The 23,822-nt window shown below is 72.1% G+C and carries 17 protein-coding genes and 2 pseudogenes; 4 read left to right on the top strand and 15 right to left on the bottom strand.

Translation table 11 applies throughout. The annotated features are described in order from the left end of the window. Positions 1-36: 36 nt before the first annotated feature. From ACIO6U_RS20195 to ACIO6U_RS20180, 4 genes are read right to left on the bottom strand one after another with little or no spacing between them, the layout of a single operon-like run. Positions 37-2,517: a dihydrodipicolinate synthase family protein gene (locus ACIO6U_RS20195; RefSeq protein ID WP_401720852.1), complete on the bottom strand. Its 2,481-nt coding sequence runs from the start codon at positions 2,515-2,517 to the stop codon at positions 37-39. Continuing rightward, positions 2,504-2,764 carry a 2Fe-2S iron-sulfur cluster-binding protein gene (locus ACIO6U_RS20190; protein WP_391051762.1) on the bottom strand — a complete coding sequence of 87 codons (261 nt, stop codon included), beginning with the start codon at positions 2,762-2,764 and terminating at the stop codon, positions 2,504-2,506. Before ACIO6U_RS20190 ends, ACIO6U_RS20195 begins: the two co-directional genes overlap by 14 nt. After that, positions 2,761-3,945, bottom strand: coding sequence for an NAD(P)/FAD-dependent oxidoreductase (locus ACIO6U_RS20185; RefSeq protein WP_401720849.1), 1,185 nt, complete (start codon positions 3,943-3,945; stop codon positions 2,761-2,763). The genes ACIO6U_RS20190 and ACIO6U_RS20185 overlap by 4 nt, the downstream gene beginning before the upstream one ends. Before the next feature lie 43 nt (positions 3,946-3,988). Continuing rightward, on the bottom strand, positions 3,989-5,188 hold the full coding sequence (locus ACIO6U_RS20180; protein WP_401720847.1) for an MFS transporter: 1,200 nt from the start codon (positions 5,186-5,188) through the stop codon (positions 3,989-3,991). A gap of 56 nt (positions 5,189-5,244) precedes the next feature. On the opposite strand from ACIO6U_RS20180, the gene ACIO6U_RS20175 reads away from it, so the two are divergent. From ACIO6U_RS20175 to ACIO6U_RS20165, 3 genes are all read left to right on the top strand, one after another. Further along, positions 5,245-5,823: a CGNR zinc finger domain-containing protein gene (locus ACIO6U_RS20175; protein WP_401720844.1), complete on the top strand. Its 579-nt coding sequence runs from the start codon at positions 5,245-5,247 to the stop codon at positions 5,821-5,823. A 134-nt stretch (positions 5,824-5,957) separates the two neighbouring features. Further along, on the top strand, positions 5,958-6,368 hold the full coding sequence (locus ACIO6U_RS20170) for a MazG nucleotide pyrophosphohydrolase domain-containing protein (RefSeq protein WP_355343521.1): 411 nt from the start codon (positions 5,958-5,960) through the stop codon (positions 6,366-6,368). 23 nt (positions 6,369-6,391) lie between these two features. Then, on the top strand, positions 6,392-7,192 hold the full coding sequence (locus ACIO6U_RS20165) for an SAM-dependent methyltransferase (RefSeq protein ID WP_401720841.1): 801 nt from the start codon (positions 6,392-6,394) through the stop codon (positions 7,190-7,192). On the opposite strand, the pseudogene ACIO6U_RS20160 reads toward ACIO6U_RS20165, so the two are convergent. The 5 genes and pseudogenes from ACIO6U_RS20160 to ACIO6U_RS20140 all read right to left on the bottom strand — a co-directional run bounded on the left by ACIO6U_RS20160 (position 7,172) and on the right by ACIO6U_RS20140 (position 13,375). Then, positions 7,172-8,133 (bottom strand): annotated as a pseudogene (locus ACIO6U_RS20160) (isocitrate lyase/phosphoenolpyruvate mutase family protein). The gene ACIO6U_RS20165 and the pseudogene ACIO6U_RS20160 sit on opposite strands and share 21 nt — an antisense overlap. A 511-nt stretch (positions 8,134-8,644) precedes the next feature. After that, a complete protein-coding gene (locus tag ACIO6U_RS20155; RefSeq protein ID WP_391164309.1) occupies positions 8,645-9,562 on the bottom strand; it encodes an ABC transporter permease subunit in 918 nt (305 codons plus the stop codon). Beyond that, positions 9,559-10,776, bottom strand: a complete 1,218-nt coding sequence (locus ACIO6U_RS20150; protein ID WP_401720838.1) for a carbohydrate ABC transporter permease — start codon at positions 10,774-10,776, stop codon at positions 9,559-9,561. The genes ACIO6U_RS20155 and ACIO6U_RS20150 overlap by 4 nt, the downstream gene beginning before the upstream one ends. 49 nt (positions 10,777-10,825) lie before the next feature. Continuing rightward, entirely contained in the window at positions 10,826-12,067 is a 1,242-nt protein-coding gene (locus ACIO6U_RS20145; RefSeq protein WP_391051784.1) for an extracellular solute-binding protein, read from the bottom strand. 222 nt (positions 12,068-12,289) lie between these two features. Continuing rightward, entirely contained in the window at positions 12,290-13,375 is a 1,086-nt protein-coding gene (locus ACIO6U_RS20140) for a LacI family DNA-binding transcriptional regulator (protein WP_401720835.1), read from the bottom strand. A 165-nt stretch (positions 13,376-13,540) separates the two neighbouring features. Here ACIO6U_RS20140 and ACIO6U_RS20135 point away from each other — a divergent pair, with 165 nt between their 5' ends. Continuing rightward, positions 13,541-15,769, top strand: a complete 2,229-nt coding sequence (locus tag ACIO6U_RS20135) for a glycogen debranching N-terminal domain-containing protein (RefSeq protein WP_401720832.1) — start codon at positions 13,541-13,543, stop codon at positions 15,767-15,769. Between the two features lie 42 nt (positions 15,770-15,811). Here the strand turns inward: ACIO6U_RS20135 and ACIO6U_RS20130 are convergent, their stop codons facing one another. The 6 genes and pseudogenes from ACIO6U_RS20130 to ACIO6U_RS20105 all read right to left on the bottom strand — a co-directional run bounded on the left by ACIO6U_RS20130 (position 15,812) and on the right by ACIO6U_RS20105 (position 23,734). Beyond that, complete coding sequence (locus ACIO6U_RS20130) at positions 15,812-17,020, bottom strand: Gfo/Idh/MocA family oxidoreductase (protein ID WP_391051791.1); 1,209 nt, start codon at positions 17,018-17,020, stop codon at positions 15,812-15,814. A gap of 68 nt (positions 17,021-17,088) precedes the next feature. Further along, complete coding sequence (locus ACIO6U_RS20125) at positions 17,089-18,150, bottom strand: substrate-binding domain-containing protein (protein WP_401720829.1); 1,062 nt, start codon at positions 18,148-18,150, stop codon at positions 17,089-17,091. 96 nt (positions 18,151-18,246) lie between these two features. Beyond that, positions 18,247-19,179 (bottom strand): annotated as a pseudogene (locus ACIO6U_RS20120) (ABC transporter permease); the annotation flags it as partial. An 80-nt stretch (positions 19,180-19,259) separates the two neighbouring features. Next, positions 19,260-20,870 carry a sugar ABC transporter ATP-binding protein gene (locus ACIO6U_RS20115; protein ID WP_401720826.1) on the bottom strand — a complete coding sequence of 537 codons (1,611 nt, stop codon included), beginning with the start codon at positions 20,868-20,870 and terminating at the stop codon, positions 19,260-19,262. Beyond that, positions 20,867-22,033 (bottom strand): ROK family protein, encoded by a 1,167-nt coding sequence (locus ACIO6U_RS20110; RefSeq protein WP_401314132.1) that lies wholly within the window; start codon positions 22,031-22,033, stop codon positions 20,867-20,869. Before ACIO6U_RS20110 ends, ACIO6U_RS20115 begins: the two co-directional genes overlap by 4 nt. 264 nt (positions 22,034-22,297) lie before the next feature. Then, on the bottom strand, positions 22,298-23,734 hold the full coding sequence (locus tag ACIO6U_RS20105) for a cation:dicarboxylate symporter family transporter (protein ID WP_401720823.1): 1,437 nt from the start codon (positions 23,732-23,734) through the stop codon (positions 22,298-22,300). Positions 23,735-23,822 lie beyond the last annotated feature (88 nt).

Genomic DNA, 23,822 nt, shown 5'->3' with positions numbered 1-23,822 from the left:
CCGGCTGCCGGGCGCAGCCGTCGTCGCGCCCGCATGTCAGGCCGCTTCCGCGGACAGCGCTTCGATGCCGGAGATCGCGCGGTCCATCGCGGCGCGCACCTGCTTCTCGTGGTCAGGGGTGAGCGGTCCGCGCGGCGGGCGGCACGGGCCGCCGTATCGGCCGACCATGTCCATTCCCACCTTGATGGCCTGCACGAATTCCGTCCGCGAATCCCAGCGGAAGACGGTGACCAGTTGCTTGTAGAGCTCCCGGGCCTGGTCGTACCGCCCGGCGACCATGTGCTCGTAGATCGCGACGGACTCGGCGGGGAAGGTGTTGGGGAAGCCCGCGAACCAGCCGACGGCGCCGTCGAGCATCAGCTCCAGGAGGACGTCGTCGGCGCCCGCGATGATGTCGATGTCGCAGAGTTCGCTGATCTCGAAGGCCCGCCGGACGTCGCCGCTGAACTCCTTGACCGCGACCACCCCGTCGATCTCGGCGAGTTCCGCGATCAGGGGCGGCAGCAGGTCGACCTTGGTGTCGACCGGGTTGTTGTAGATCATCGTCGGCAGGCCGACCCCGGCGATGTGCCGGTAGTGCTCGACCACCTGCTCGTCGCTGGCCCGGTAGAGGGTGGGCGGCAGGGCGAGTACGGCGTCCGCGCCGTCTGCCTTGGCCAGTTCGGCCCAGTGCTCGGCCTGGTGCCAGCCCGCGCCGTGCACACCGGCCAGTACCAGTCCGCGCCCGCCGACGGCCTCGACGGCCACCTGCACCACGCGGCGGCGCTCCTCGTCGGTGAGCGACGAGTACTCGCCGAGCGAGCCGTTCGGCCCGACGCCGCGGCAGCCGTTGCTGATCAGCCAGTCGCAGTGCTCCGCGTATCGCTCGTAGTCGACGGCGAGCCCTGCGGGGGCGGAGCTGTCCGGCTTGTAGGGCAGCGCCGTCGCGACGATGACGCCGCCGAGGTCGAAGTGCTCACTGGTCATGGTCTGCCTTTCATCGGTGGGGTGTTCTGAGGGGGTCGGCGGGAAGGGGGGGGTGGTCGATGGGGCCGCCGCCGGCTGGACCGTGGCGATGTCGCCGAGCCGGACCGGTACGACGATCGGGCGCTGGGCCATACGTCCCTGGTCCAGCGGCGCGGTCGGCAGGAGGTCCTCGACGTTCCGGCCGCAGGTGCGGCCCTGGCACATGCCAAGACCCGCGCGGGAGCTGAGCTTGAGGGAACGCAGCCCGCAGCTCCCGGTGGCGGTGGCCGCGGCGCGCAACCGCTCCGCGGTCACGTCCTCGCAGCGGCACACGACGGTGCTGTCGTCGACCCATGACCGCCAGCCGGGCCGGATGCCGTGTGCGCGGTGCATGCGGTCGGCGAAGGCGCGGTGGCGGGTCACCTCAGCGGTGCCACCGGCCCGGCCCGCAGCGGGCCGACCGGCCGCAGCCCGACCGGCCGCGGCTCGTCCCGCCGCCTCGCCCTCGGCGAGGGCCAGGTCCGCGCCGCCGATACCGGTGATCTCACCGGCCGCGTAGACACCGGGTACGGAGGTGCGCTGTTCGTCGTCCACGCACACGCTTCCGTCGGCGGTGAGCGCGCAGCCCGCCGAGATGGCGATCTCGGTGCGCGGGACGAACCCGTGGCCGACGCACACCGCGTCGACCTCGATACGCCGCCCGGTGCCCTCGCGCGGTGTCCAGTCGTCGGTGATCCGGGCGACGGTGACGGCTGTCACCCGGTCATCGCCGTGCGCGGCCACGACGGCCGCGCCGGTGCGGTAGGGGACGCGCCGTACGGCCAACGCGCCGACGTATCCGCCGAGTTCGGCGGACTTGGACAGCACGTCCTTCGGCCGCATCTCGTACGGGCGGGGCAGCCAGCCGCGGGCGATCCGCCGCCAGCTGCTCGCCTCGACGACGCCGACCACGCTCGCGCCCACGTGGAGGAGGCCGGTGGCCACGGGAAGCAGGAACGGGCCGGTGCCCGCGACCAGGACTCGCCTGCCCACGGCGACGCCGTCGCCCTTGGCCATCGCCTGCGCGGCGCCCGCCGTGTAGACGCCCGGCAGGTCCCAGCCCGGGAACGGCAGCGTGCGCTCGTGCGCGCCGGTGGCGATCACCAGGGCGCGGGGTTCGAAGAGCCGGCGGCGCCGGTCAGCGCCGTCGGCCGGGCCGACCAGCGTGTGGACGACCGGCGGCCCCGCGTCTCGGCGGTCCACCGCCCAGACCTGGGCGCCGGTGACGATCTCGCAGTCGGGGTCCCGCGTCAGCGCGGCGCGCAGCGCGGTGAACCGGGACCACTTGTGCTGCGCCGCGTGGTTGTCCGGGGCGGAAGCCCTGGCCGCCGCGTGGCTGTCCTCGTCGGGATACCCAGCCGCCGCGTGGCCTTCCGGGGCGGAATTCCCGGTCGCCGCGTGTCGCCAGAACTGGCCGCCCAGGACGGCCGACGCGTCGAGCAGGACGACCCGCGCCCCGCTGAGCCGGGCCGCCCGAGCCGCGGCGAGCCCTGCCGGTCCCGCCCCGATCACCAGCACGTCAACGCTCGACATCGCTCGCCCCCGTCTCGACGATGTCGCCGTCGGCCACCAGCCGTTGGCAGGCCCGCACGTCACCGAGGCCGTTCACCGTCACCAGGCAGTCGAAGCAGACGCCGATGCCGCAGAACAGGCCGCGGGGCCGACCGGTGCCGGCGGTGGTGCGCCAGGAGACCCGGCCCCGCGTCATCAGCAGTCCCGCGACGGTCTGTCCCTGCGGGGCGGACAGCCGTTCGCCGTCCAGCGTCACGGAGATCTTCATCCGGTGGTCTCCTCCTTCAGTCCCAGCGACGGTCGGGTCACGGCGTACGGGGCGGCCGGGATCTCGGGCTCCGCGCCGGTCATCAGCGCGCCGATCAGTTCCGCTGTGCCGGGCGCGAGCCCGATGCCCGCGCCCTCGTGTCCGGTCGCGTGCCACAGTCCGGGCAACCGGGGGTCGGGCCCGATGACCGGGAGGTGGTCGGGTACGAACGGCCGGAAGCCGCCGTACGCGCGCATGACCGGAACGTCGGCCAGAAAGGGGAAGAGCAGCATGGCTTTGGCGGCGAGTTCGCCGACCACCGCGGCCTCGATCCGCTCGTCGAATCCCCGGCGCTCGCGCGAGGAGCCGATGAGTACGGTCCCGGCCGCCGTCGACTCGACGACGCTGGACGTCTGGAGGGCCGCGTCCCCCGACTCGACGGCTCCGACATAATCCGCGTCGTACACCTTGTGCCGGACGCGGTGCGACATGCGCGCGGTGACCAGGACGGTCCCGCGTCGGGGCAGCACCGGGAGGCGGACGCCGAGGCCGGCCGCGACCTCGGCGGACCAGGGTCCGGCGGCCACGACCGTGTGCTCGGCGGCGAAGCGCCCGGCCGTGGTCTCCACACCGACGAGCCGTCCGCGGTCCACGACGCCGCCGAGAACGGTGACGCCCTGTCGTACCCGTGCGCCGTGCCGACGAGCAGAGGCGAGCAGCGCCTCCGTCGCGACGGCCGGTTGGACCTGGGCGTCGCCGGGATAGAAGACGGCCGCTTCGACGCGCGGCGTCAGGTCGGGTTCCAGCTCGGCGGCCTCAGCCGCCGTCACCGCACGGGCGTCCACGCCCGCCTTCCGCTGGGTGGACGCGAATGCCAGGAGCGCGTCCGCCCCCGCCCCCGTCGTCGCGACCACCAGGCCGCCCTTCGCCTCGAACTCGAGGTCGGGGAAGCCGGGCCCCAGCTCCTCCCCCAGTTCGGCGGCGAATTCGGTCCACAGGCGGCCGGACAGCACCGCGAGGTCGAGTTCGGCGCCGGGGCCCTTGTCGGAGACCAGGATGTTGCCCTCCCCGCTGGACGACGTCCCTCCGGCGGACGCGCCGCGGTCCAGGACGGTCACCCGGAATCCGCCCATAGCCAACTTCCTGGCCACGGCGGCCCCGATGATCCCGGCCCCCACGATGACGACGTCCGCACTCCGCATTTCAGTAGCATGTCACATGTCACGCGTCATTGATAGACGTGGCTCAGGGCGATACGCGCAGGCCACCGGACGCGCGGCCCGACGCGGGGATGACGGAGAACGCCAGGGCGGCCAGCAGCGCCGTGATCGCGGCGAGGGCCAGCGAGCAGGAGAGGGACCGGCTCGCCAGGGGTCCGGCGGTGGCCGCCCCCAGGGCGAAAGCGGTGATCTTCAGACTGGCGCCCGTGGTGAAGATCTGGCCTCGCAGGTGCGCGGGGGCCTCGCGGTGGCGGACGGCGAACAGGGCGGCGAGTTGGGGGCCTTCGCCGATTCCCGCCAGGAGGAAGGCCGCGACGAGCGCGGCCGGGTGGCCCCCTACGGCCAGGGCCCAGGCGGCGGACTGGACGAGGGCCCCGGCCCAGATGATCGCGTCGGGGGCCGCCGCACGGGGAAAGCGGGCGAGCGCGGTCGTGGCCAGCAGGGCGGAGACCGCCGCGCAGGACAGCAGGAGGGCGCCGCGGTCGGCGCCGCCCAGGACCCGTTCGCCCAGGAGCGGGAGGCACGCGGTCACCATGCCTTGGGCGACGCAGGAGATCACCGAGGTGAGGGTCGCCCGGGCCAGCGCGGGTCGGCCGAGGATGACCCGGGTTCCGGCGGCGAGGTCGTGGAGCACCGACGTGGCCCGGACACCACGTGCCGGACCCGGGCGGCCGGGCAGCGTCCACGCGGCGGGCAGCGCCAGGGCGATGAGCGTGAGGGAGACGACCACGGCTGTCGAGGCGCCGAGCGCCACCGCCACACCGCCCGCGAGAGCCGGACCGGCCAGGCTCGCGGCGCTGAAGGTCATCGCGTCGAGGGCGTTCGCGCGGTGCAGGCGGTCGCCCGTTGCCACGCGCGGGAGTTGGGCCGTCCATCCGCCGGACAGGGCAGGTCCCAGCAGTCCGGTCGCCACGGCGATCACGATGGTGACGGGGAACGGCAGGCGGGTGAGCCCCGCGAGGATCACGCCGAGCCCGGTCGCGTAGAGGGCGAGGGCCCAGGCGAGCAGGCACCCCGGTCGTACGGCTCGGTCGAGGAATGCGCCGAGCAGCGGCCCGCCGACCGCGGCGGAGACCGTGATGCCCGCGAGCAGCGAGGACGCGGCGGTGGTCGAACCGGCGAGGGCGAAGCCCGCCAGCATCAGGGCCGGTCCCGACATCTCGTCGCCGGTACGGGCGGCGACCGCTCCGGTGAGATAACGGCGGAGCGTGTAACGGTTACTCATCTCCAGGACGTTACGCAGGTAACTCAAATGTCGGCAAGATGCGTTACATTCGACAGATGTCCTCCCACAGCGACGACTGGTCCACCCGGCACTCGGTGCTGGCCACCGCGCGGCGGACGGCCGCCCTGCTCAACGTCCTCGCCGACGAGCGCCCCGACCCGGCCGGGGTCGCCGACACGCTCCGCGCGTACGGCGAGGCGGAGCCGATCGACCTGACCACCGGCGACGTCGCGGCCATGCGCGCGGCCGCCGCCCTGCTGCGACCCGCCTTCGCCGCCGAGGACGCCGACGCCGCCGCGGCCGTCCTCAACCTCCTGCTCAAGGACCACACGGGACCGCTGCGCCTATCCTCGCACGGCGGCGGCACGCCGTGGCATCCGCACCTCGACCACGACGACGAAGCCCCCTGGGACGAATGGCTCCTCGCGTCGTCGTGCATGGCCCTGACCGTTCTCGTCTGGGACCGCCAGCGCCCGCCCGGCGGGATCTGCGCCTCCCCCAGTTGCCGGAACGTCTTCCTCGCGCAGGGCAGCGGTCCCGAACGCCGCTACTGCTCCCGCCGATGCGCGACCCGCGAACGCGTCGCGGCCCATCGGCGCGCGCACGCCACCGGACAGTCGGGCGAGGTCACGTAGCGCGTCGCGGGCGCCGACCGGCGGACCGTCCGCGCGCTCCGGGGCGCGAGGACCGGGACCGGGCGGGCGGCCGGCGGTGGCGGTGGCGAACACCAACAGCCCGTGGCGGCAACGCGGTTGGCTAGAGTCGGCGCATGAGCGCTTCCTCACCCGCCGACCTGGTCCGCGCGTTCCACCGCGCCTTCGGACTCGACGTCCGCGATACGCCGACGGAGGTGTCGCCCGCTCTCGCCGCGCATCGCGGGGAGTTGCTCGCCGAGGAGGCGACGGAGGTCGCCGAGGTCTCGGTGACCGGTCCGCTGGACCGTCTGGCGCACGAACTGGCCGACGTCGTCTACATCGCGTACGGCACGGCCCTGGTGCACGGGATCGACCTCGACGCGGTCATCGCCGAGATCCACCGGTCCAACATGACCAAGCTGGGCCCCGACGGACAGGTCTCGCGCCGGGCCGACGGCAAGGTGCTCAAGGGGGAGCACTACGAAGCTCCGGACGTGTCAGCGGTGCTGCGCCGCCAGGGCTGGGCGCCCGGCGGCGCGAGTTGAGGACTCCGGGAGAATCGCCGTCCATGGACGCCGACAGCGCGAGGCCGCACGCGGGACGCATGCTCGACTTCTACCTCGGCGGCACCCTGCACACCGCCGCCGACCGCGCCGCCGCGCGGCGGATGCTGGAGGTCAATCCGCATCTGATCACCAGCGCGCGCGTGAACCGGCGGTTCATCGACCGGTCGGTGCGGTATCTGGTCGGCTCCCGCGGGATCACGCAGTTCCTCGACCTGGGGTCGGGCATCCCGACCCGTACGCCCGAATACCCGAATCTGCACGAGAGCGCGCAGGCCGTCGACCCCGCCTGCCGTGTCGTGTACGTCGACAACGACCCGGCCGTCCGCGCGTACGCGGCCGAACTGCTGACCAGCACACCGCAGGGCCGGGCCGTGTACGTGGAGGCCGATGTCACCGACGGCGCGGCGCTGTACGAGCGTCCGGAGATCGCCGGCGTCCTCGATCTCACTCGGCCCGTGGCGCTCGGCATGAACGCGCTGCTGCACTTCTTCGCGGACGACGCCCAGGCGCGCGGGCTGGTCGAAGCCTTCACCGGGCCGTTGGCGGCGGGCTCGCATCTCACCCTCACGCACATCACGCGCGACTGGGCGCCGGAGGTCATGGACGCCCTCGTCCGGCTGTACCGCGAGGACGTCACGGACGGCGGCGCCCGCTCGCGCGCCGAGATCGAAGCGCTCGTCGGCGGACTCGACGTCGTCTCCCCCGGTGTCGTCAATCCTGCCGACTGGCGCCCCGGCCCCGGCGACGCCCCCGTACCGGCCGAGCAGGTCAACCTCTACGCGCTACTCGCCCGGGTTCCCTAGCCGCTGGACCTCGGCGTACGAGGGGGCGGTGAGATCCGTCGGCCGCCCGTCCCGGACAGCCGTCGCGGTGGAGACCGCCGAGGCCAGGGCTCCTCGGTAGAGGAGGGAGCCGAGGCTGACCCTGCGTACGCCCATCGCGGCCAGTTCGGCGAGGGGCGGTCCGCTCGGCGCGTACAGGATGTTCAGCGGTACGACGAGGGACGACGTCAGGGCGGTGATCTCGTCCGGGTCCGACAGTCCGGGGACGAACACCCCGTCCGCACCGGCCTGTTCGTAGACCGCGAGGCGGGACGAGGTCGTGTCCTGCTCGCGGCCGAGCCAGTGGGTGTCGGTGCGTGCGTTCACGAACAGCGCCGGTACGGCGGATTTGACGGCGGTGATCTTCGCGGCGTGCAGGGCGACGGGGCGAGCGTGCCGTCGGCGCGGCCGTCCTCGAGATTGATCCCGGCCGCGCCCGCCGCGTACAACCGCTCGGCCAGTGCGACGACTTCGGCCACGTCGTCGCTGAAGCCGCCCTCGGCGTCGACGGTGAACAGGAAGGAGCCGCGGCCGAGTCGGCGGGCCAGGGCCACGGTCGCGTCCGCGGTGGCGGCGGCGCCGTCCGGCAGGCCGAGGGCCGCGGCCACGCCCAGGCTGGAGGTGCCGATGGCGGGAAAGCCGTCCGCCGCCAGGGCGGCCGCGCTGGCGTAGTCCCAGGCGTTGGGCAGCAGCAGCGGGGCGGCCTGGTGGTGCAGGCGGGCGAAGGGGGTGAGCGGGCGCCGGAGCAGCCCTTCTGCCAGGGCGAGCGCGTGGGCGCGGCCGGGGCAGACGCGGGGCGGGGCGCCGAAGGTGAGGGGTACCGGGTGGGTGCGGTTGGCGGTCGCGAGGTCGAGGAGCGCGGTGTCGCCCGCGGCGATCTCGCGGCCCGCGATCCGGGTGGCCGCGACGGCGACGCGCCGCATGACCCGTACCGGCGGGGCTTCCCGCAGCACCCGCACTCGGGTCTCGCTGTCCGAACCTTCCGAGCCCTCGGCGGCTGCCGCATCCCGTAGCGTCACGGGTTCCAGCCGCGCGAGTTCCGCCTCGACCAGAGCGCGCCGTCGGCGGTGCGTCCGCCCGGAGCTGAAGCGGGCGGCGGCGGACCGCAGCCACGCCACGCTCGCCCCGGCGGACCCGACGTCCCCGGCCGGCGGTTCCGGTACGAGCGCCGGGTCGGCGAGCGCCGCCCGCACGTCCGCCCAGCGGTCGAACTCATGCGTCTGATGCCTCATGGCCCCGACGCTACGACCGGATCGTTTCGGCGCCGGCCGAAGCGTCCCCGCCGCGCCGCGGCACCCTCGGCGGCCCGACGCGGACGCCGGCACACCACACCCGGCGGGCGCCCTGTCAGGTGGGCGCCCGCCGGGGGGACTGAGGGGCCCGGAGGCCGTGGGCGGGGTGCGGAGTGCGGAGTGCGGAGTGCGGGTCGGGAAGCTACTCCTTGACCGCGCCCGAGTTCGCGCTGCGGACGAAGTGCCGTTGGAAGACGAAGAACAGCAGCGCGACCGGGATCGTCGACAGCAGGGCCGCGGTGAGCTTCAGCGGATACTGCGTACCCGCGCTGAGGCCGCCGGAGACCAGGTGGGCCAGGCCCGTGGTGAGGGTCTCGTACTGCGGGGACTGGGTGGCGACGAGGAAGTGGGTGAATTCGTTCCAGGAGCCCTGGAACGACAGGATGGTCAGCGTGATCAGCGCGGGCTTGGCCATCGGCAGGACAACCGACCAGAAGGTGCGGAAGACGCCCGCGCCGTCGATCCGCGCCGCTTCCTCCACTTCCTTGGGCACCGACACGAAGAACTGCCGCATGATGAACACCCCGGCCGCGTCGACCAGCAGCGGCACGATCATTCCGGCGTAGCTGTCGAACATCCCGAGCTGGTTGAGCACCAGGAACTTCGGGATGAGCAGGACCACGCCGGGCACCGACATGATCGTCAGCAGCCCGTTGAACAGCAGGTTGCGGCCCCGGAAGTCCAGCCGGGCCAGGGCGTATCCGGCGAGCGAGTCGAAGAAGACGCGTCCGGCGGTGATGAAGACCGTGACCACGATCGAATTGGCCAGCCAGCGGGTGAACGGCACCGCGTCGCCGGTGCCGCCGAGGCCGAACAGGCGCCGGTAGGAGTCCAGCGAGAACGGGTTCGGCAGCAGCGACAGGGGATGGGCCGCCGCGTCCGGGTCCGTCTTGAGCGAGGTCGCGATCTGGACGAAGAACGGCAGGGCGTACAGCAGTCCCATGCCGATCAGCAGCCCGTACACCACGATCCGCAGCACCCGGCTGCCGGACGACCGGCTGCCGGGACGGCCTTTCGCCGACCGGCCGGAGGAGCGTCGTTCCATCGTCCCGGCGCTCATGACGTCCTCCCTCGCACCAGCCGCGCCCGCAGTCGGCTGAATCGTGTGACCGCGTCGCGGTCGCGCAGCAGGACGCGCTGCACCAGCGTCATCACCAGGATGATCGCCAGCAGCAGGAAGGCGATGGCCGCCGCGCGCCCGTAGTCGGCGTCCTGGAATCCCGCGGTGTACGACAGGTAGGCGGGGGTGAGGGTCGTGTTGGCGGGTGCGCCCTGGCTCATGACGTACACCGCGTCGAAGACCTGCCAGGTGCCGATCAGTCCGAGGGTGACGACCAGGAAGAGCACCGGGCGCAGCGCGGGCAGCGTCACGTTGCGGAACGACTGCCAGCGGTTTGCGCCGTCGAGCAGCGCGGCCTCCTCCAGCTCCGCGGGTACGTCCTGGAGCGCGGCGAGGAAGATCAGCATGTACGTGCCCGAGCTGGTCCAGATCGCGAGGATGATGATGGTGCACATCGCGATGGAGGGTCCGGCCAGCCAGTCCCACCAGGACAGTCCGAGGAAGCCGTGCGCGGCGAGCGCGGGCACGGGCTTGTCCGGGTCGACGATGCCGAGGCCGCCGAGCACGGTCCACACCAGGCCGTGCGCGTCGGTGAACCACTTCGGTCCGGTGATGCCCACCCACTTCAGCAGCGCGTTGACCGCGCCGCTGCCCTGGAAGAGGAACAGGAACACCGTGGATATGGCGATCGAGCTGGTCACGGACGGGAAGTAGAAGACCGTGCGGAACAGGCTCTTGCCCTTGACGCGGCGGCTGTTGACCGCCACGGCCAGAGCCAGGGCCAGGGCCGTCTGGACGGGGACGACCAGCAGGACGTAGTACAGATTGTTGCGGATCGACGTCATGAAGAGCTGTCGGTCCTGACCCGGCCGGGTCAGCAGATCGGAGTAGTTGCGCACCCCGACGAAGTCGGCGGCGCCGCTGAAGGGGTTCGACTGCCCGTTCCAGTGCAGCAGGCTGACCCACAGCGCCATGCCGATGGGCAGGAGCAGGAAGAGGCCGAGCACGACCACCATCGGGCTGACGAACAGCCAGCCCCACAGGCCCTGATGCCCCTTGATCGCCCGGTCGCGGCGCCCGCCGCCGAAGCGGGGACCGCGGCGCGTACCGGCGCCCGCCGTCCCGCCGCCGCGGGCGCCCCGGGTGCCCGTGCCTCCCGGCGGGGCTCCCGGCCCCGCCGGTGCGGCGACGGTGCCGCTGCCGTGCTGGCTCATCTCTTTCTCCTCCTGCTCCTGCCCCCGCGGTGCTGCCCGGCCGGTACGGTCAGTTGTCGCTCTTGAGTACCTGGTCGCCGTTGGTCTGGAGGCTGGACAGGATCTTCTTGGGATCGCCGGTGGCCAGCCCGGACAGGTCGGTGTCGAACTGGGCCAGGACCTTGGTGAAGCCGGGGACGGTCACCGGACCCTGCGCGAAGGCGGTGCCGTCGGCGAACGCCACGCTCGCCGGGTGCTTCTCCTTGAACGTCGCCAGCGCGCTGTCGCGCGAGGGCAGCACACCGATGGCGTCGGCGAAGGACAACTGCTGGTCGACGGTGGTGAACGCCTTCACCAGGTCGACGGCCGCGTCGTGGTGGGCGCTCTTGTTGGCCACGCCCCAGCAGTTGCTGAAGGACAGCGTGCCCTTGCCCTTGGGGCCCTCGGGCAGCGGGACGACCTTGTAGCCGACCTTCGGGTAGTCCGCGGTCATCGCGCCGGTCAGCCAGTTGCCCTCGATGGTCATCGCGGCCTTCTGGGTGCCCAGTGCCTCACCGCCCCAGCCGGTGTCGACCTGCTTGGGGAACTTCATCACGCCCTCGTTGAGCAGCTTCTTCACATACGTCAGCGCCTCGACGTTCGCGGGGCTGTCCGCGGTGACCTTGCTCTGGTCGGCGTTGGTGACCCAGCCGCCGGCCTGCTTCATGAAGGGGCCGAGCTGGTTGTACGAGGCGTTCACGACCAGACCGGTGGTCTTCTTCGTCGTGAGCTTCTTGGCGACCTTCTCCAGGTCGTCCCACGTCTTGGGGTAGTCCGCGTCGGTGAGCCCGGCGTCCTTCCACATGGCCGTGTTGACCGCGAGCGCCAGCGTGGAGCTGTCCTTGGGCGCGCAGACGAACTTGTTGTCGTAGGTGAAGGACGCGCGTAGCGCGCTGTTGAAGTCGTCCTTGTCGGAGAGCTGGTCACCGTAGGCGTACAGCGAGTTGCCCTTGGCGTAGTTGGCGAAGACGCTGGAGCCGACGTAGAAGACGTCCGGCGGCTTGCCGCCCGCGAGGGCCTGGCCGAGCTGCTGGTCGAGGTTCTGGGCGGCGATCACCGAGACGGTGTTGCCGGTCTTCTTCGCCCACGCGGTCGCGGCCTGCTTCACGGCGTTGGTCTCGTTGTCGCCCGAGGAGCCGATCATCACCGTGAGGCTCTGCTTGCCGCCCGAGTCCTGCTTGCCGCTGCTGTCGCTGCCGAAGTTGGACGAACACCCGGCGACCAAGAACACCCCGCACACGGCGGTGGCGGTCGCGGCTCTGCGTACTGTCATCGTTTCTCTCCAGGACTGTCCGGATCATCCGGAACCTACGGAACTCCGCGAGCCGGGCGATGAGGGCGCCCGATGCGGTGGGCCAGCGTGGCCGTGCCGCTTTATCGCTTTGTAGCTTTATGGCGTGACAGACGTGTCCGGTCTGTCAGGTCAGGACCGTGGGGCGCGGTCCATGTCACCCCACGGTCCTTCAACCCTTCGGACCAGGCGGTCCGTCGGGAACTAGGGGGCCGACGGCCGGTCGTCGGGCGACGTCGCGGCGGACGGTCCCGCCGCGGAGCTCTCCCGGACGATCAGCTCCGGCGTCAGCAGCACATGCTCGGGATCGGCCTGCGGGTCGCCGATGCGCGCCATGAGCAGCCGGGTGCAGACCCGGCCGACCTCCTCCAGCGGCTGACGGACGCTGCTGAGGCCAGGACTGAGCAGACCGGCCGCCGGGGAGTCGTCGAAGCCGACCACCGCCACGTCCCGGCCGGGGGTCCGGCCGCTGTCCCGCAGCGCCCGGTAGCAGCCCAGTGCCAGGGTGTCGCTGGCCGTGACGACCGCGGTCACGCGGGGCAGGACCCGCGCCACCGCGTCCCGCGCCGCGTTCACGTCACCCACCGAGGAGACCCGCAGGTCACGCACCGGCAGGTCGTGGCGCCGCATCGCCTCTCGCCAGCCCGCGGCCCGGTCGTCGCCGACGCCCGAGCCACGCGGCCAGCCGAGGAAGGCGATCCGGGTGTGTCCGGCGGCCACGAGCTGGTCGACGGCCGCCGACGTACCGTACGCGCCGTCCACGTCGACCCAGTCGCCGGTGTCACGGGCCGACCAGGACCGGCCGAACGCCACGAAGGGTACGCCACGTTTGTGCAGCCAGGCCGGGCGCCGGTCGCCGCGGTGGGTGTTGCTCAGCACGAACGCGTCGACCGAGTGGTCGCGCAGCAGCGCGTCGTAGCGGTCGACCTCGTCGTCCGCGCCGGACCGCGCCGCGAACAGCAGCACACGGTACCCCGCCTTGTCCGCGGAGTCCGACAGCGCGTGCAGGAAGTCGTCGAGCACGGGGGTGGACTCCCCCGCGAACGTCGGCTGGATGGCATAGCCGATCAGCCGACTGGACCGGGTGCGCAGCGAGCGGGCGGCCTGATGCGGCCGGTAGTCCAGCTCGCTGATCGCCTCACGGACCCGCTCCAGCGTGCGGGGCGCCAGCAGGTCGGGCGAGTTCAGCGCGTTGGACACGGTCTGTACGGACACGCCGGCACGCTGGGCGACCAGAGCCAGTGTGACCGGCTTGTTGTTGCGCCCGCCTGAGCTGGTCGTACGCGGCACCACGGCCTCCGTTGTCCATGCGCCGCACCACTCGAAATGCGGCGCTGCATCTTCGATGGATCGATAAAACTCCCTTTCACTGCTGGTTGGCAAGGGTTAGAGTGAATTTTGATCGATCCAAATTCTGAGGCACCATCTCGGTCCACCGACGAGAGGCACCACCCTGTGAACACGGCCGTCCAAGGGCACAGCACCGCGAACCCGTCTCCCACGGACGTCGTCACCGAGGGCTTGCAGCCCTTCCTGCACGACGCCTGCACCACGCTCTACGCGCCCAGCCTGGTGCTGTCCCGACCAGGCGGGGACATCTCCGCCGGTGCGGACGGCTTCTTCCACGGCGACCGCCGGGTGCTGTCGAGCCTGGCGGTCCGGGTCGAGGGCGTCCCCCTGATCCCGGTCGGCCACACCCTCGGCCCCGCCGACAGGACCGCCTTCCGCGCGATCCTGCGCGGTGTCGGGGAACACACCGCCGACCCCGCGGTCACGCTGCGCCGGGTCCGCTCGGTGGCGCCGGGCACGCTCCGCGAGGAGCTGGAGATCGTCAACGCGGGGCTGCGGCGGATCCGTCTCGACGTGGTGGTCGCCGCGGCCACGGACCTGGCGCGGATGACCGACGTCAAGTCCGGGCGCACGGTCGCCGCGCTCCCCGCGAGGGCCGAGGACACCGGGCTGACCTGGGGCGACGACGAGCTGACCGTACGGCTGCGGCCGGTGTCGGTGGCCGTGACCGCTCCCGGTGCCGGTGCCGGTACGGTGTCGGGTCCGGCGTCCGGCCGCCCGCCGATGCCGGAACAGGACTCCGGCAACGGTTCAGGACCGCGCGAGCCGCTGGTCGACGCCGACAGCGGTGAGCTGCGTTACACCGTGGAGCTGCCGTCGGGCGGCACCTGGCGGGCGACGGTCGAGTGCGGTGTCAGCGACGCGGAGCCGGACCAGTTCCCGGCCGTCGCGCGGGACGCCGTACCGTGGTCGCCCACCGAGCTGCGCAGCGCCGACGGCCGTCTGGACCGGCTGCTGGCCCGGTCGGTGGGCGACCTGGAGCGGCTGCTTCTGTCGGACCCGCTGCACCCCGAGGACCGTTTCCTGGCCGCCGGGTCGCCGTGGTTCCTGACGCTGTTCGGCCGGGACTCGCTGTGGGCGGCGCGGATGCTGCTGCCGCTGGGCACGGACCTGGCCGCGGGGACGCTGCGCACGCTGGCCCGGCGCCAGGGCACCGTCACCGATCCCCGTACCGAGGAGCAGCCCGGCAAGATCCTGCACGAGGTGCGCCGCGAGACCCTGCACCTGGCCGAGGGCGCGAAGCTCCCGCCGGTGTACTTCGGCACCGTGGACGCCACCCCGCTGTGGGTGATCCTGCTGCACGACGCGTGGCGCTGGGGTCTCGACCCGCGGCAGGTGCGCGAGCTGCTGCCGCACGCCGAGGCCGCCCTGGAGTGGCTGGCCACGTATGGCGACGCGGACGGCGACGGGCTGCTGGAGTACATCGACACCACCGGCCACGGGCTCGCCAACCAGGGCTGGAAGGACTCCGGCGACTCGATCCGCTGGCGCGACGGCCGTCTCGCCAAGGCGCCGATCGCGCTGTGCGAGGTCCAGGCGTACGGCTACGAGGCGGCGATGGCGGGCGCGGCGCTGCTGCGGGCCTTCGACCGGCCGGGCGCCGAGCGCTGGGAGCAGTGGGCGGACCGACTGCGCAGCCGCTTCCAGGAGAGCTTCTGGGTCGAGGACGAGCAGGGCCGCTACCCGGCCGTCGCCCTCGACGCCGACAAGCGTCCGGTGGACGCCGTGACCTCCGGCTTCGGCCACCTGCTGGGCACCGGGCTGCTGGACCCGCAGGAGAGCGCCCTGCTGGCCGCCCGGATCGCGGGACCCGAGCTGGACTGCGGTTTCGGGCTGCGCACGCTGAGCACGGACTCCACCGGTTTCAACCCGTTCGGCTACCACATCGGCTCGGTCTGGCCGCACGACACCGCCATCGCGGTGCACGGCCTGGTCCGCGCCGGATTCCCCCGCGAGGCCGCCAAGCTGGCCGAGGGCCTGATCGCCGCGTCCGCAGGTTTCGACGGACGGCTGCCGGAGCTCTTCGCCGGGCACGGCTCCGAGCTGGACAGCGCGCCCGCCCCGTATCCGGCGGCCTGCCGTCCGCAGGCGTGGTCGGCGGCCTCCGCCGTCCTGCTCGTCCAGGCCGCGCTCGGGCTCGAGGCCGATGTGCCCGGCGGGTCGCTGCGGATGTCCCCGCTGGCGGCGGGCCGTCTCGGCCCGCTGACCATGAGCGGTCTGCGGGTCGGCGAACAGCCGCTGGCCGTACGGCTCGACGCGGACGGCCGGGCGGGGGCCGACGCTCCCGACAGCCTGACGGTGGAGGGCGCGGACCGCTTCGGCGCGGCGGGCTGAGCGCCGCCGCGCCCGCGTAGCCGTGAGGGGGCGTTCTTTCGGTCACTGACCCCGGTCGGTGGGCTCCGGTCCCGGTCCGGGGTCGGTGTTCTCGGCGGTACGGGCAGGGAGCGGGGTCCAGGCGGCGTCGTGCTCGGCGCTGCGTTGGACCGCGTCCAGGACGAGCTGGACCTCCAGGGCGTCCGCGAAGGACGGCTCGGGGTCGCGCCCCTCCGCGATGGCGGTGACCAGGTCGCGGGCCTGGTGGGTGAAGGCGTGCTCGTAGCCGAGTCCGTGGCCCGGCGGCCACCAGGCCGACAGGTAGGGGTGGTCGGGTTCGGTGACCAGGATGCGGCGGAAGCCCTGTTCCGCCGGTGGCTGGGCGGCGTCGAGGAACTCCAGTTCGTTGAGGCGTTCCAGGTCGAAGGCGGCGGAGCCGAGGGAGCCGTTGATCTCGATCCGCAGGGCGTTCTTGCGGCCGGTGGCGAAACGGGTCGCCTCGAAGGTGGCCAGCGCGCCGCCGTGGAACCGGCCGAGGAACACCGTGGCGTCGTCCACGGTCACCTCGCCCCGCGCGGCGGGCACGGCGCCGGGCAGCGGTCGTGTCGGCACGAAGGTCTCGCTGAGCGCGGCGACGCCCGACAGCCGGTCGCCCGTCAGGTGCTGGGCGAGGTCGATGATGTGCGAGCCGATGTCGCCCAGCGCGCCCGATCCGGCGTGCTCGCGCCGCAGCCGCCACACCAGCGGGAACCGCGGGTCCACGATCCAGTCCTGGAGATACACGGCGCGTACGTGCCGGATCCGGCCGAGCCGTCCGTCGGCGACGAGGCGGCGCAGCAGCGCGAGCGCCGGGACCCGCCGGTAGGTGAAGCCGCACATGGCGCGGACGCCCGACTCCCGCGCCCGGTCGGCGGCCCGGCACATCGCGCGGGCCTCGGCCACCGAGTTGGCGAGCGGCTTCTCGCACAGGACGTGCTTGCCCGCCGCGAGCGCGGCGACGGCGATCTCGGCGTGGCTGTCGCCCGGTGTGCAGATGTCGATCAGGTCGATGTCGTCGCGGGCGATCAACTCCCGCCAGTCGGCGGTGCTTTCGGCCCAGCCGAGCCGCTCGGCGGCGGTCGCGGCCCGCTTGGGGTCGCGACCGCACAGCGCCGCCATATGGACGCGGGCGGGCAGGTCGAAGACATGGTCGACGGTACGCCAGGCCTGTGAGTGCGCGGCGCCCATGAAGGCGTGCCCGACCATGCCGACGCGTAGCCGCTGAGTGGTCATGTGGTCTCCCTGCTCATCGGGGTTCGGTGCGCGCAAGCGCGCGGTGAAAGGAAGGGGAGCCGCCGGGGTCAGAAGCCCAGCGGCAGGTAGTCCGCCACGTTGGACTGGGTGATGGTCTCCGAGGCGAGCCGCAGTTCCTTGGGCACGCCCAGCTCCGTCAGGTCGGCCATGCCGCGGTTGTTGGCCAGCAGCCGGGCGAGCGAGACGGCCGAGCCCGCCATCGTCGGGCTGTAGGTGACGGTGGCCTTGAGCACCGTGTTGTCGTCGCGGATCTGCTCCATGACCTTGCGCGAGCCCGCCCCGCCGACCATGAAGAACTCGTCCCGCCCGGCCTGCTTGACCGCGGCGAGCACGCCGACGCCCTGGTCGTCGTCGTGGTTCCACACCGCGTCCAGCCTCGGCGCCGCCTGGAGCAGGTCGGAGGTGACCTGGTGGCCCGAGTCGATGGTGAACTGCGCCGAGACGCGGTGCTTGACGCTCATGCCGTACGTGGCCAGGGCCTCCTTGAAGCCGCGGCTGCGGTCCTGGGTCAGCGGCAGATTGTCGATCCCGGCGATCTCGGCGATCGTCGCGTTGGTCTTCCCGTCCGCCTTGAGGCGGCTGCCGATGAAGTGACCCGCGGCCACGCCCATGCCGTAGTTGTCGCCCTTGATCAGGACCCGGAACGCCTGTTCGTCGGAGAACTGCCGGTCGAGGTTGACCACCGGGATACCGGCCTGCATGGCCTTGCGTCCGGTGGCCGTGAGCTGGGCGCCGTCGAAGGGCAGCACCACGATGACGTCGGGCTTGGACTGGATCAGCGTCTCCATCGCGGCGCGCTGGGCGGTGGCGTCCTCGCCCGCCTCCACGGCCTTGAAGGTGACCTCGGAGAACTGCTTGGCGCGGCGCTGCGCGTTGGTGGTGATGGCCGCGAGCCAGCCGTGGTCGGCGGCGGGGGCGGAGAAGCCGATGGTGATGGCCTTGCCGGGTGCGCCGCTGTCCACGGGCGCGGCCGGGGCGGAGGTCTGCGCGGACGGCTTGTCCTCGCTGTTGGAGGTGCAGGAGGCGACCAGGGCGGTGGCACCGACGGCCGCGCCGCTGAAGAGGATGTTTCTGCGGGAGACACGGGAGCTTCTTGACTGTTCGGACATTTCGTCCTCCGCGAGGGTGGGTGGTGCCGTGCGCGTGGCGTACGGCGTACGGCGGGCGGCTGGGAGAGACCGGAAGGAGGAGAGCGCCGGTGGCGGTCAGGGGCGGCGGCGCAGCAGCAGCTTGCTCGGCTGGAACTGCTGGACCAGGACGGCGCCCGCGATGATGGCGCCCTTGACGATGTTCTGCACTTCGGCCGGCAGATTGTTGAGGATGAACAGATTGGTGATGGTGGTGAAGACCACCACGCCGAGCAGCGAGCCGACGACGGTGCCCCGGCCGCCGGTCAGTACGGTCCCGCCGATGATGACGGCGGCGATGGCGTCGAGTTCGTACAGGTCGCCCTGGCCCGAGGAGCCCGCGTTGGCCTGGGCGACGACCATGATCGCGGCGATGCCGCAGCACACGCCGGACAGCGCGTACAGATAGACCGTCTGGCGGCGGACGTTGATGCCCGCCAGGCGGGCCGCCTCCGCGTTGCCGCCGACGGCGACGGTGCGGCGGCCGAAGGCGGTGCGGTTGAGCAGCACCCAGCCGACGGCGGCGACGGCCGCGAACAGCCAGACCAGCAGCGGGATGCCGAGAAACTTGTTCTCCGCGAAGCGGTTGACGGCCCCGACGTCGACCTCCTGGGTCTTCTTGTCGGAGATCTTGGCGGCCAGACCGCGGGCGCTGACCATCATGGCGAGGGTGGCGATGAAGGGGACGAGGCGGCCGTACGCGATCAGCAGGCCGTTGACCGTACCGGCGACGGCGCCGACGATCACGGCGGCGAAGACCATGCCGGGCACGCCGAAGTCCTGGGTGGCGACCGTCGTGCACCACACGGCGGCCAGCGCGGTGAGCGCCCCGACGGACAGGTCGATGCCGCCGCCGATGATGACGAAGGTCATCCCGATGGCGATCACGCCGATCGCCGATGCCTGGGTGAGCACATTGAGGATGTTGCCGCTGGTCAGGAAGCGGTCGTTGGCGCTGATCAGGCCGATGACCACGAGTGCGGCCAGGACCGCGGTGAGTCCGAGATTGCGCCGTACGGGCTCGGCCGCGTCCCGTCTCCACCAACTCGTCGGTTCGGTCTTCGCCGACGGCGGCGAGGTGAGGTCGGTCGTCACTGGTCCGTCCCTTCCAGCAGTGCCCCCGCCATGACCAGGTCGAGGACCAGGTGTTCGTCCAGCTCGCGCGCCGGGGCCTCCCGTACGATCCGGCCCTCGCGCATCACCAGGACCCGGTCGGCCAGGCCCAGCACCTCGGGGACCTCGCTGGAGACCAGCAGCACCCCCACGCCTTCGTCGGCCAGGTCCCTGATCACCCGGTACAGCTCGGCGCGGGCTCCGACGTCGACGCCTCGGGTGGGTTCGTCGAGCAGCAGCAGGCTGGTGCCGCCGAGCAGCCAGCGGCCGACGACGACCTTCTGCTGGTTGCCGCCGGACAGGGTGCCGGCCTTGCGTCCGACGTCGCGCGGGCGCAGGTCGAGCCGGTCGGCGATGCCGCGCGCGGCGGTACGTTCGGCGCCGCCGCGTACGAACCCCGCGGTGGTGTGCCGGGTCAACGAGGCCAGGCCGATGTTGCGTTGGACCGCCTCGTCCAGCAGCAGCGCCTGGCTCTTGCGCTCCTCCGGCGCCAGGCCGAGCCCGGCGCGCACGGCGGCGGGGACGCTGCCGGGCCGCAACCGCCGCCCCCGTACGAGGACATGGCCGTGGTCCGGGCGGCGCGCGCCGAAGACCGTCTCCAGCAGTTCCGAGCGGCCGGAGCCGACGAGTCCCGCGATGCCGACGATCTCGCCGGGCGCGACGGTGAGCGAGACGTCGCTGAACTCGCCCTGGCGACTGAGGTGTTCCACCCGCAGCAGTTCGGTCTCCGGCTCCTGGCGGTCGGCGCGCTCGGCGGCCGACCGCTTGGAGAGGGTGGGGCGGCGCGGGAAGACGTACTCCAGGGAGCGGCCGGTCATCAGGCCGACGAGTTCCTTGGTGGGGGTCGAGGCGGGCAGGTCGGCGGCCGTGGTGCGGCCGTCCTTGAGCACGGTGACGCGGTCGCAGATCTCGCGGATCTCGTCGAGCCGGTGCGAGATGTAGATGACGGCGATGCCCTGGCCGCGCAGCTCGCGGATGATCCGGAAGAGGTTGGCGACCTCGTCGTGGGCGAGGACCGCGCTCGGTTCGTCCATGACCAGCAGCCTGGCCTCGCGGGACAGGGCGCGGCCCATGCTGACGATCTGCCGTGCGGCGGCGGGCAGTTTGTCGATGGTGCGGTTGACGGGGATCTCGGCGTGGCCGAGGCGGCCGAGGACGGCGCGGGCCTGCTCGCGCATGCCGGGCCTGCGGACGAATCCCGCGGTGCGCGGTTCGTGGCCGAGCAGCACGTTCTCCGCGACGGTCATGTGCGGGACGAGGTCGAGTTCCTGGTAGATGGTGGCGATCCCGGCGCGCATGGCCGCCTGGGGGTCGGCGAAGGTGACCGGTCTGCCCCGCCACTCGATACGGCCGGAGTCGGGCCGGTGCACTCCGGAGAGCACTTTGATCAAGGTGGACTTGCCCGCGCCGTTCTGGCCCAGCAGGCAGTGCACCTCCCCCGGCCGGACCGCCAACTCGACGCCGTCCAGGGCCCGGACGCCGGGGAAGGTCTTGACGACCCGGTCCAGGCGGAGGATCGGCTCCCGGACGAGGTGGCGGCCCGTGGACGCGGGGGAACGGGCGGGTGGGCTGGGAGGGGTGGCGGTCATAGCTGTCTCCCGTAGTGGAGTTCGCTGGCCAGCAGCGCGGCGCCGACGACCCCGGCCCGCGGGCCGAGTTCCGACAGGACGATCGCCAGATTGCCGGTGGCCAGCGGCGGCGAACGTTTGTAGACCACGCTGCGGATCTCGGCGAGCAGGAGGTGGCCGAGTCCGGCCAGGCCGCCGCCGATGACGATCATCGACGGGTTCATGAGGCTGACGAGGTGGGTGAGGACCTGTCCGACACGGTGGCCGCCGTCCCGGACGAGGTTGAGGCAGACGAGGTCGCCGCCCGCCGCGCACTGGGCGACGTCCGCGCCGGTCACCGCTCCGTGGGCGGCGAGCCGTTCGGCCAGCGCCTCGGAGCGTCCGGCGCGGGCGGCGGCGGTGGCGTCCCTGGCGAGGGCGACACCGCCGAAGTGCGCTTCGAGACAGCCGGTGTTGCCGCAGGAGCAGGGCAGGCCCGCCGCCTCGACCTGGATGTGTCCGATGTCGCCCGCCGAGCCTTCCGAGCCCCGGTAGATCTGGCCGTGCACCTGGACACCGCAGCCGATGCCGCTGCCGATCTTCACGAACAGGAGGTTGTCGACGGAGCGGGCGACGCCGCTGTGGTGTTCGCCGAGCGCCATCAGATTCACGTCGTTGTCGACGACGACCGGGCAGCCGTGCTCGCTGGTCAGAGTGGAACGCACCGGGAAGCGGTCCCAGCCGGGCATGATCGGCGGGGAGACGGAGACGCCGTCCCGGAAGCTGACCGGTCCCGGCAGTCCGATGCCGATGGTGTCGAGCCGGGCGCTGCGGCTCTGCGCGCCCAGTTTGCGCAGGAGTTCGCTGACCCGGTCGAGCACAGGTCCCGGTCCCTGGCGGATGTCGGCGCTCTCGGAGTACGAGGCGACCGCCGCCAGGCGGCCGTCGGTGATCTCGATGTCGATGGAGCTCGCGCCCAGGTCGACCGCGGCGAAGCGCAGTTCCGGGTCGAGTTGGACGAGGGTGGAGCGACGACCGCCGCGCGAGGCCGCGGGTCCCGCCTCCAGGATCGTGCCGCTCGCGATCATCCGGTCGAGTTCGGCCACCAGCCGTGGGCGCGGCATCTCCAGCTCGTCGGAGAGCTGCGCCCGGGACAGCGGCCCGAGGTCACGCAGTCGGCTCAGTACGCGGTACTGGATGCTCACAGGCCCACACTTCCTCTGACGGCATCAGAAGTTGTGACGGAACGTTAGGACCGCACCAAGGGTCGGTCTAGAGATTTCACAGAGATTGCTAAAAGTTGTTATAGGGATGACAAAAAGAGTGGACGGTCCGAGCTGAAGGTGGATCACTTCCGGCCACGCGTCAGGGAGTTGATCCGGTGGCGGGCGTTCCGGGGTGCCGGGCACACACGCGGGCCCCGCCGGAAGGGGGAGTTCCGACGGGGCCGTTCGGGAGGGCGCGGGAGGTCAGAGGGCGGCGGTCTCCTTCTTGACCAGGGCTCCCTCGGGCGCGGACCGATCGGGCGCGGACTGATCAGGCGCGGGCCGGCCGGGAACGGGCTGGCCGGGCATGGCCGACGGCGCGGAGGCGTCGCCCTCGTCGGACAGGGTCGACTCGTCGAAGGGCAGCTCTCCCGCGAAGACCCGCCGCGCGCGGTCGCGGTCGAACTCCTTCGTCCAGGTGCCGATCAGGACGGTGGCGACGGCGTTGCCCGCGAAGTTGGTCACGGCGCGGGCCTCGCTCATGAAGCGGTCGATGCCGACGATCAGACCGATGCCGTCGACCAGCGCGGGACGGTGCGACTGGAGTCCGCTGGCGAGCACGGCCATGCCGGAGCCCGAGACCCCGGCGGCGCCCTTGGAGGCGATCATCATGAACAGCAGCAGCGAGATCTGCTGGCCGAGGGAGAGCGGCTGGTCCATCGCGTCGGCGATGAACAGCGACGCCATCGTCAGATAGATCATCGTGCCGTCGAGGTTGAAGGAGTAGCCGGTCGGGACCGTGATGCCGACGACGGGCCGGCTCACCCCGAGGTGTTCCATCTTGGCGATCAGCCGCGGCAGCGCCGACTCCGACGACGACGTGGAGACGATCAGCAGGAACTCCCTGGCGAGGTAGCGCAGCAGGTGGAAGAGGTTGACCTTGGCGAACAGCCACAGCACCGCGCCGAGGACGGCCACGACGAAGATCAGGCAGGTCACGTAGAAGCCGATCATGATCGTGGCCAGCGCCTTGAGCGCGTCCACGCCCGCGGAGCCGACGACGGCGGCGATCGCGCCGAACGCGCCGACGGGGGCCGCCCACATGATCATCGACAGGACGCGGAAGACCAGTTTCTGGATGTGCCCGACGCCGCGCAGCACGGGCGCCCCGACCGGTCCCATGGCCTGGAGGGCGAAGCCGACGAGCAGCGCCACCAGCAGCGTTTGCAGCACCTGGCCTTGCGTGAAGGCGGAGACCAGGGTGGTCGGGATGATGCCGAGGACGAAGTCCACGCCTTCGGTGGGGGCGTCGGTGGCCTGGGCCTGGCCCGCGTTCTTCAGCGCCTCGGTCAGGTGCAGCCCGCTGCCGGGGTGCAGGATGTTGCCGACCAGCAGGCCGACGGCGAGCGCGGCGAACGACATGGTGACGAAGTAGCCGAGCGCGAGGCCGCCGACCTTGCCGACCTTGGCGGCGTTGCGGACGGATCCGATGCCGAGCACGAGTGTGCAGAAGATGATGGGCGAGATCATCATCTTGATGAGATTGACGAAGCCGGTGCCGATCGGCTTCAGCTCGACGGCCACACCGGGCGCGAGGAGGCCCAGCACGGCGCCCGCGATCGTCGCCAGGATGACGGCGGTGTAGAGGTAGTGGGTATGGTCTCGACGGCTCGTGACGTCGCTGGGGGCCTGGGCTGACATCTTCGTCTCCCTCAGTCCGCGGGCGCCGTCCCGAGCGCCCGCGATCGGACAGGTCCCGGTGACTATGCGCTCGGGGCGTGAGCCAGGT

The sequence above is a fragment of the Streptomyces sp. NPDC087422 genome, assembly GCF_044744145.1.
In the GTDB taxonomy this organism is placed as follows: Bacteria; Actinomycetota; Actinomycetes; order Streptomycetales; family Streptomycetaceae; genus Actinacidiphila.
The sequence above is the reverse complement of the archived record's forward strand: the minus strand, read 5'-3'. Positions and strand labels throughout refer to the sequence as shown.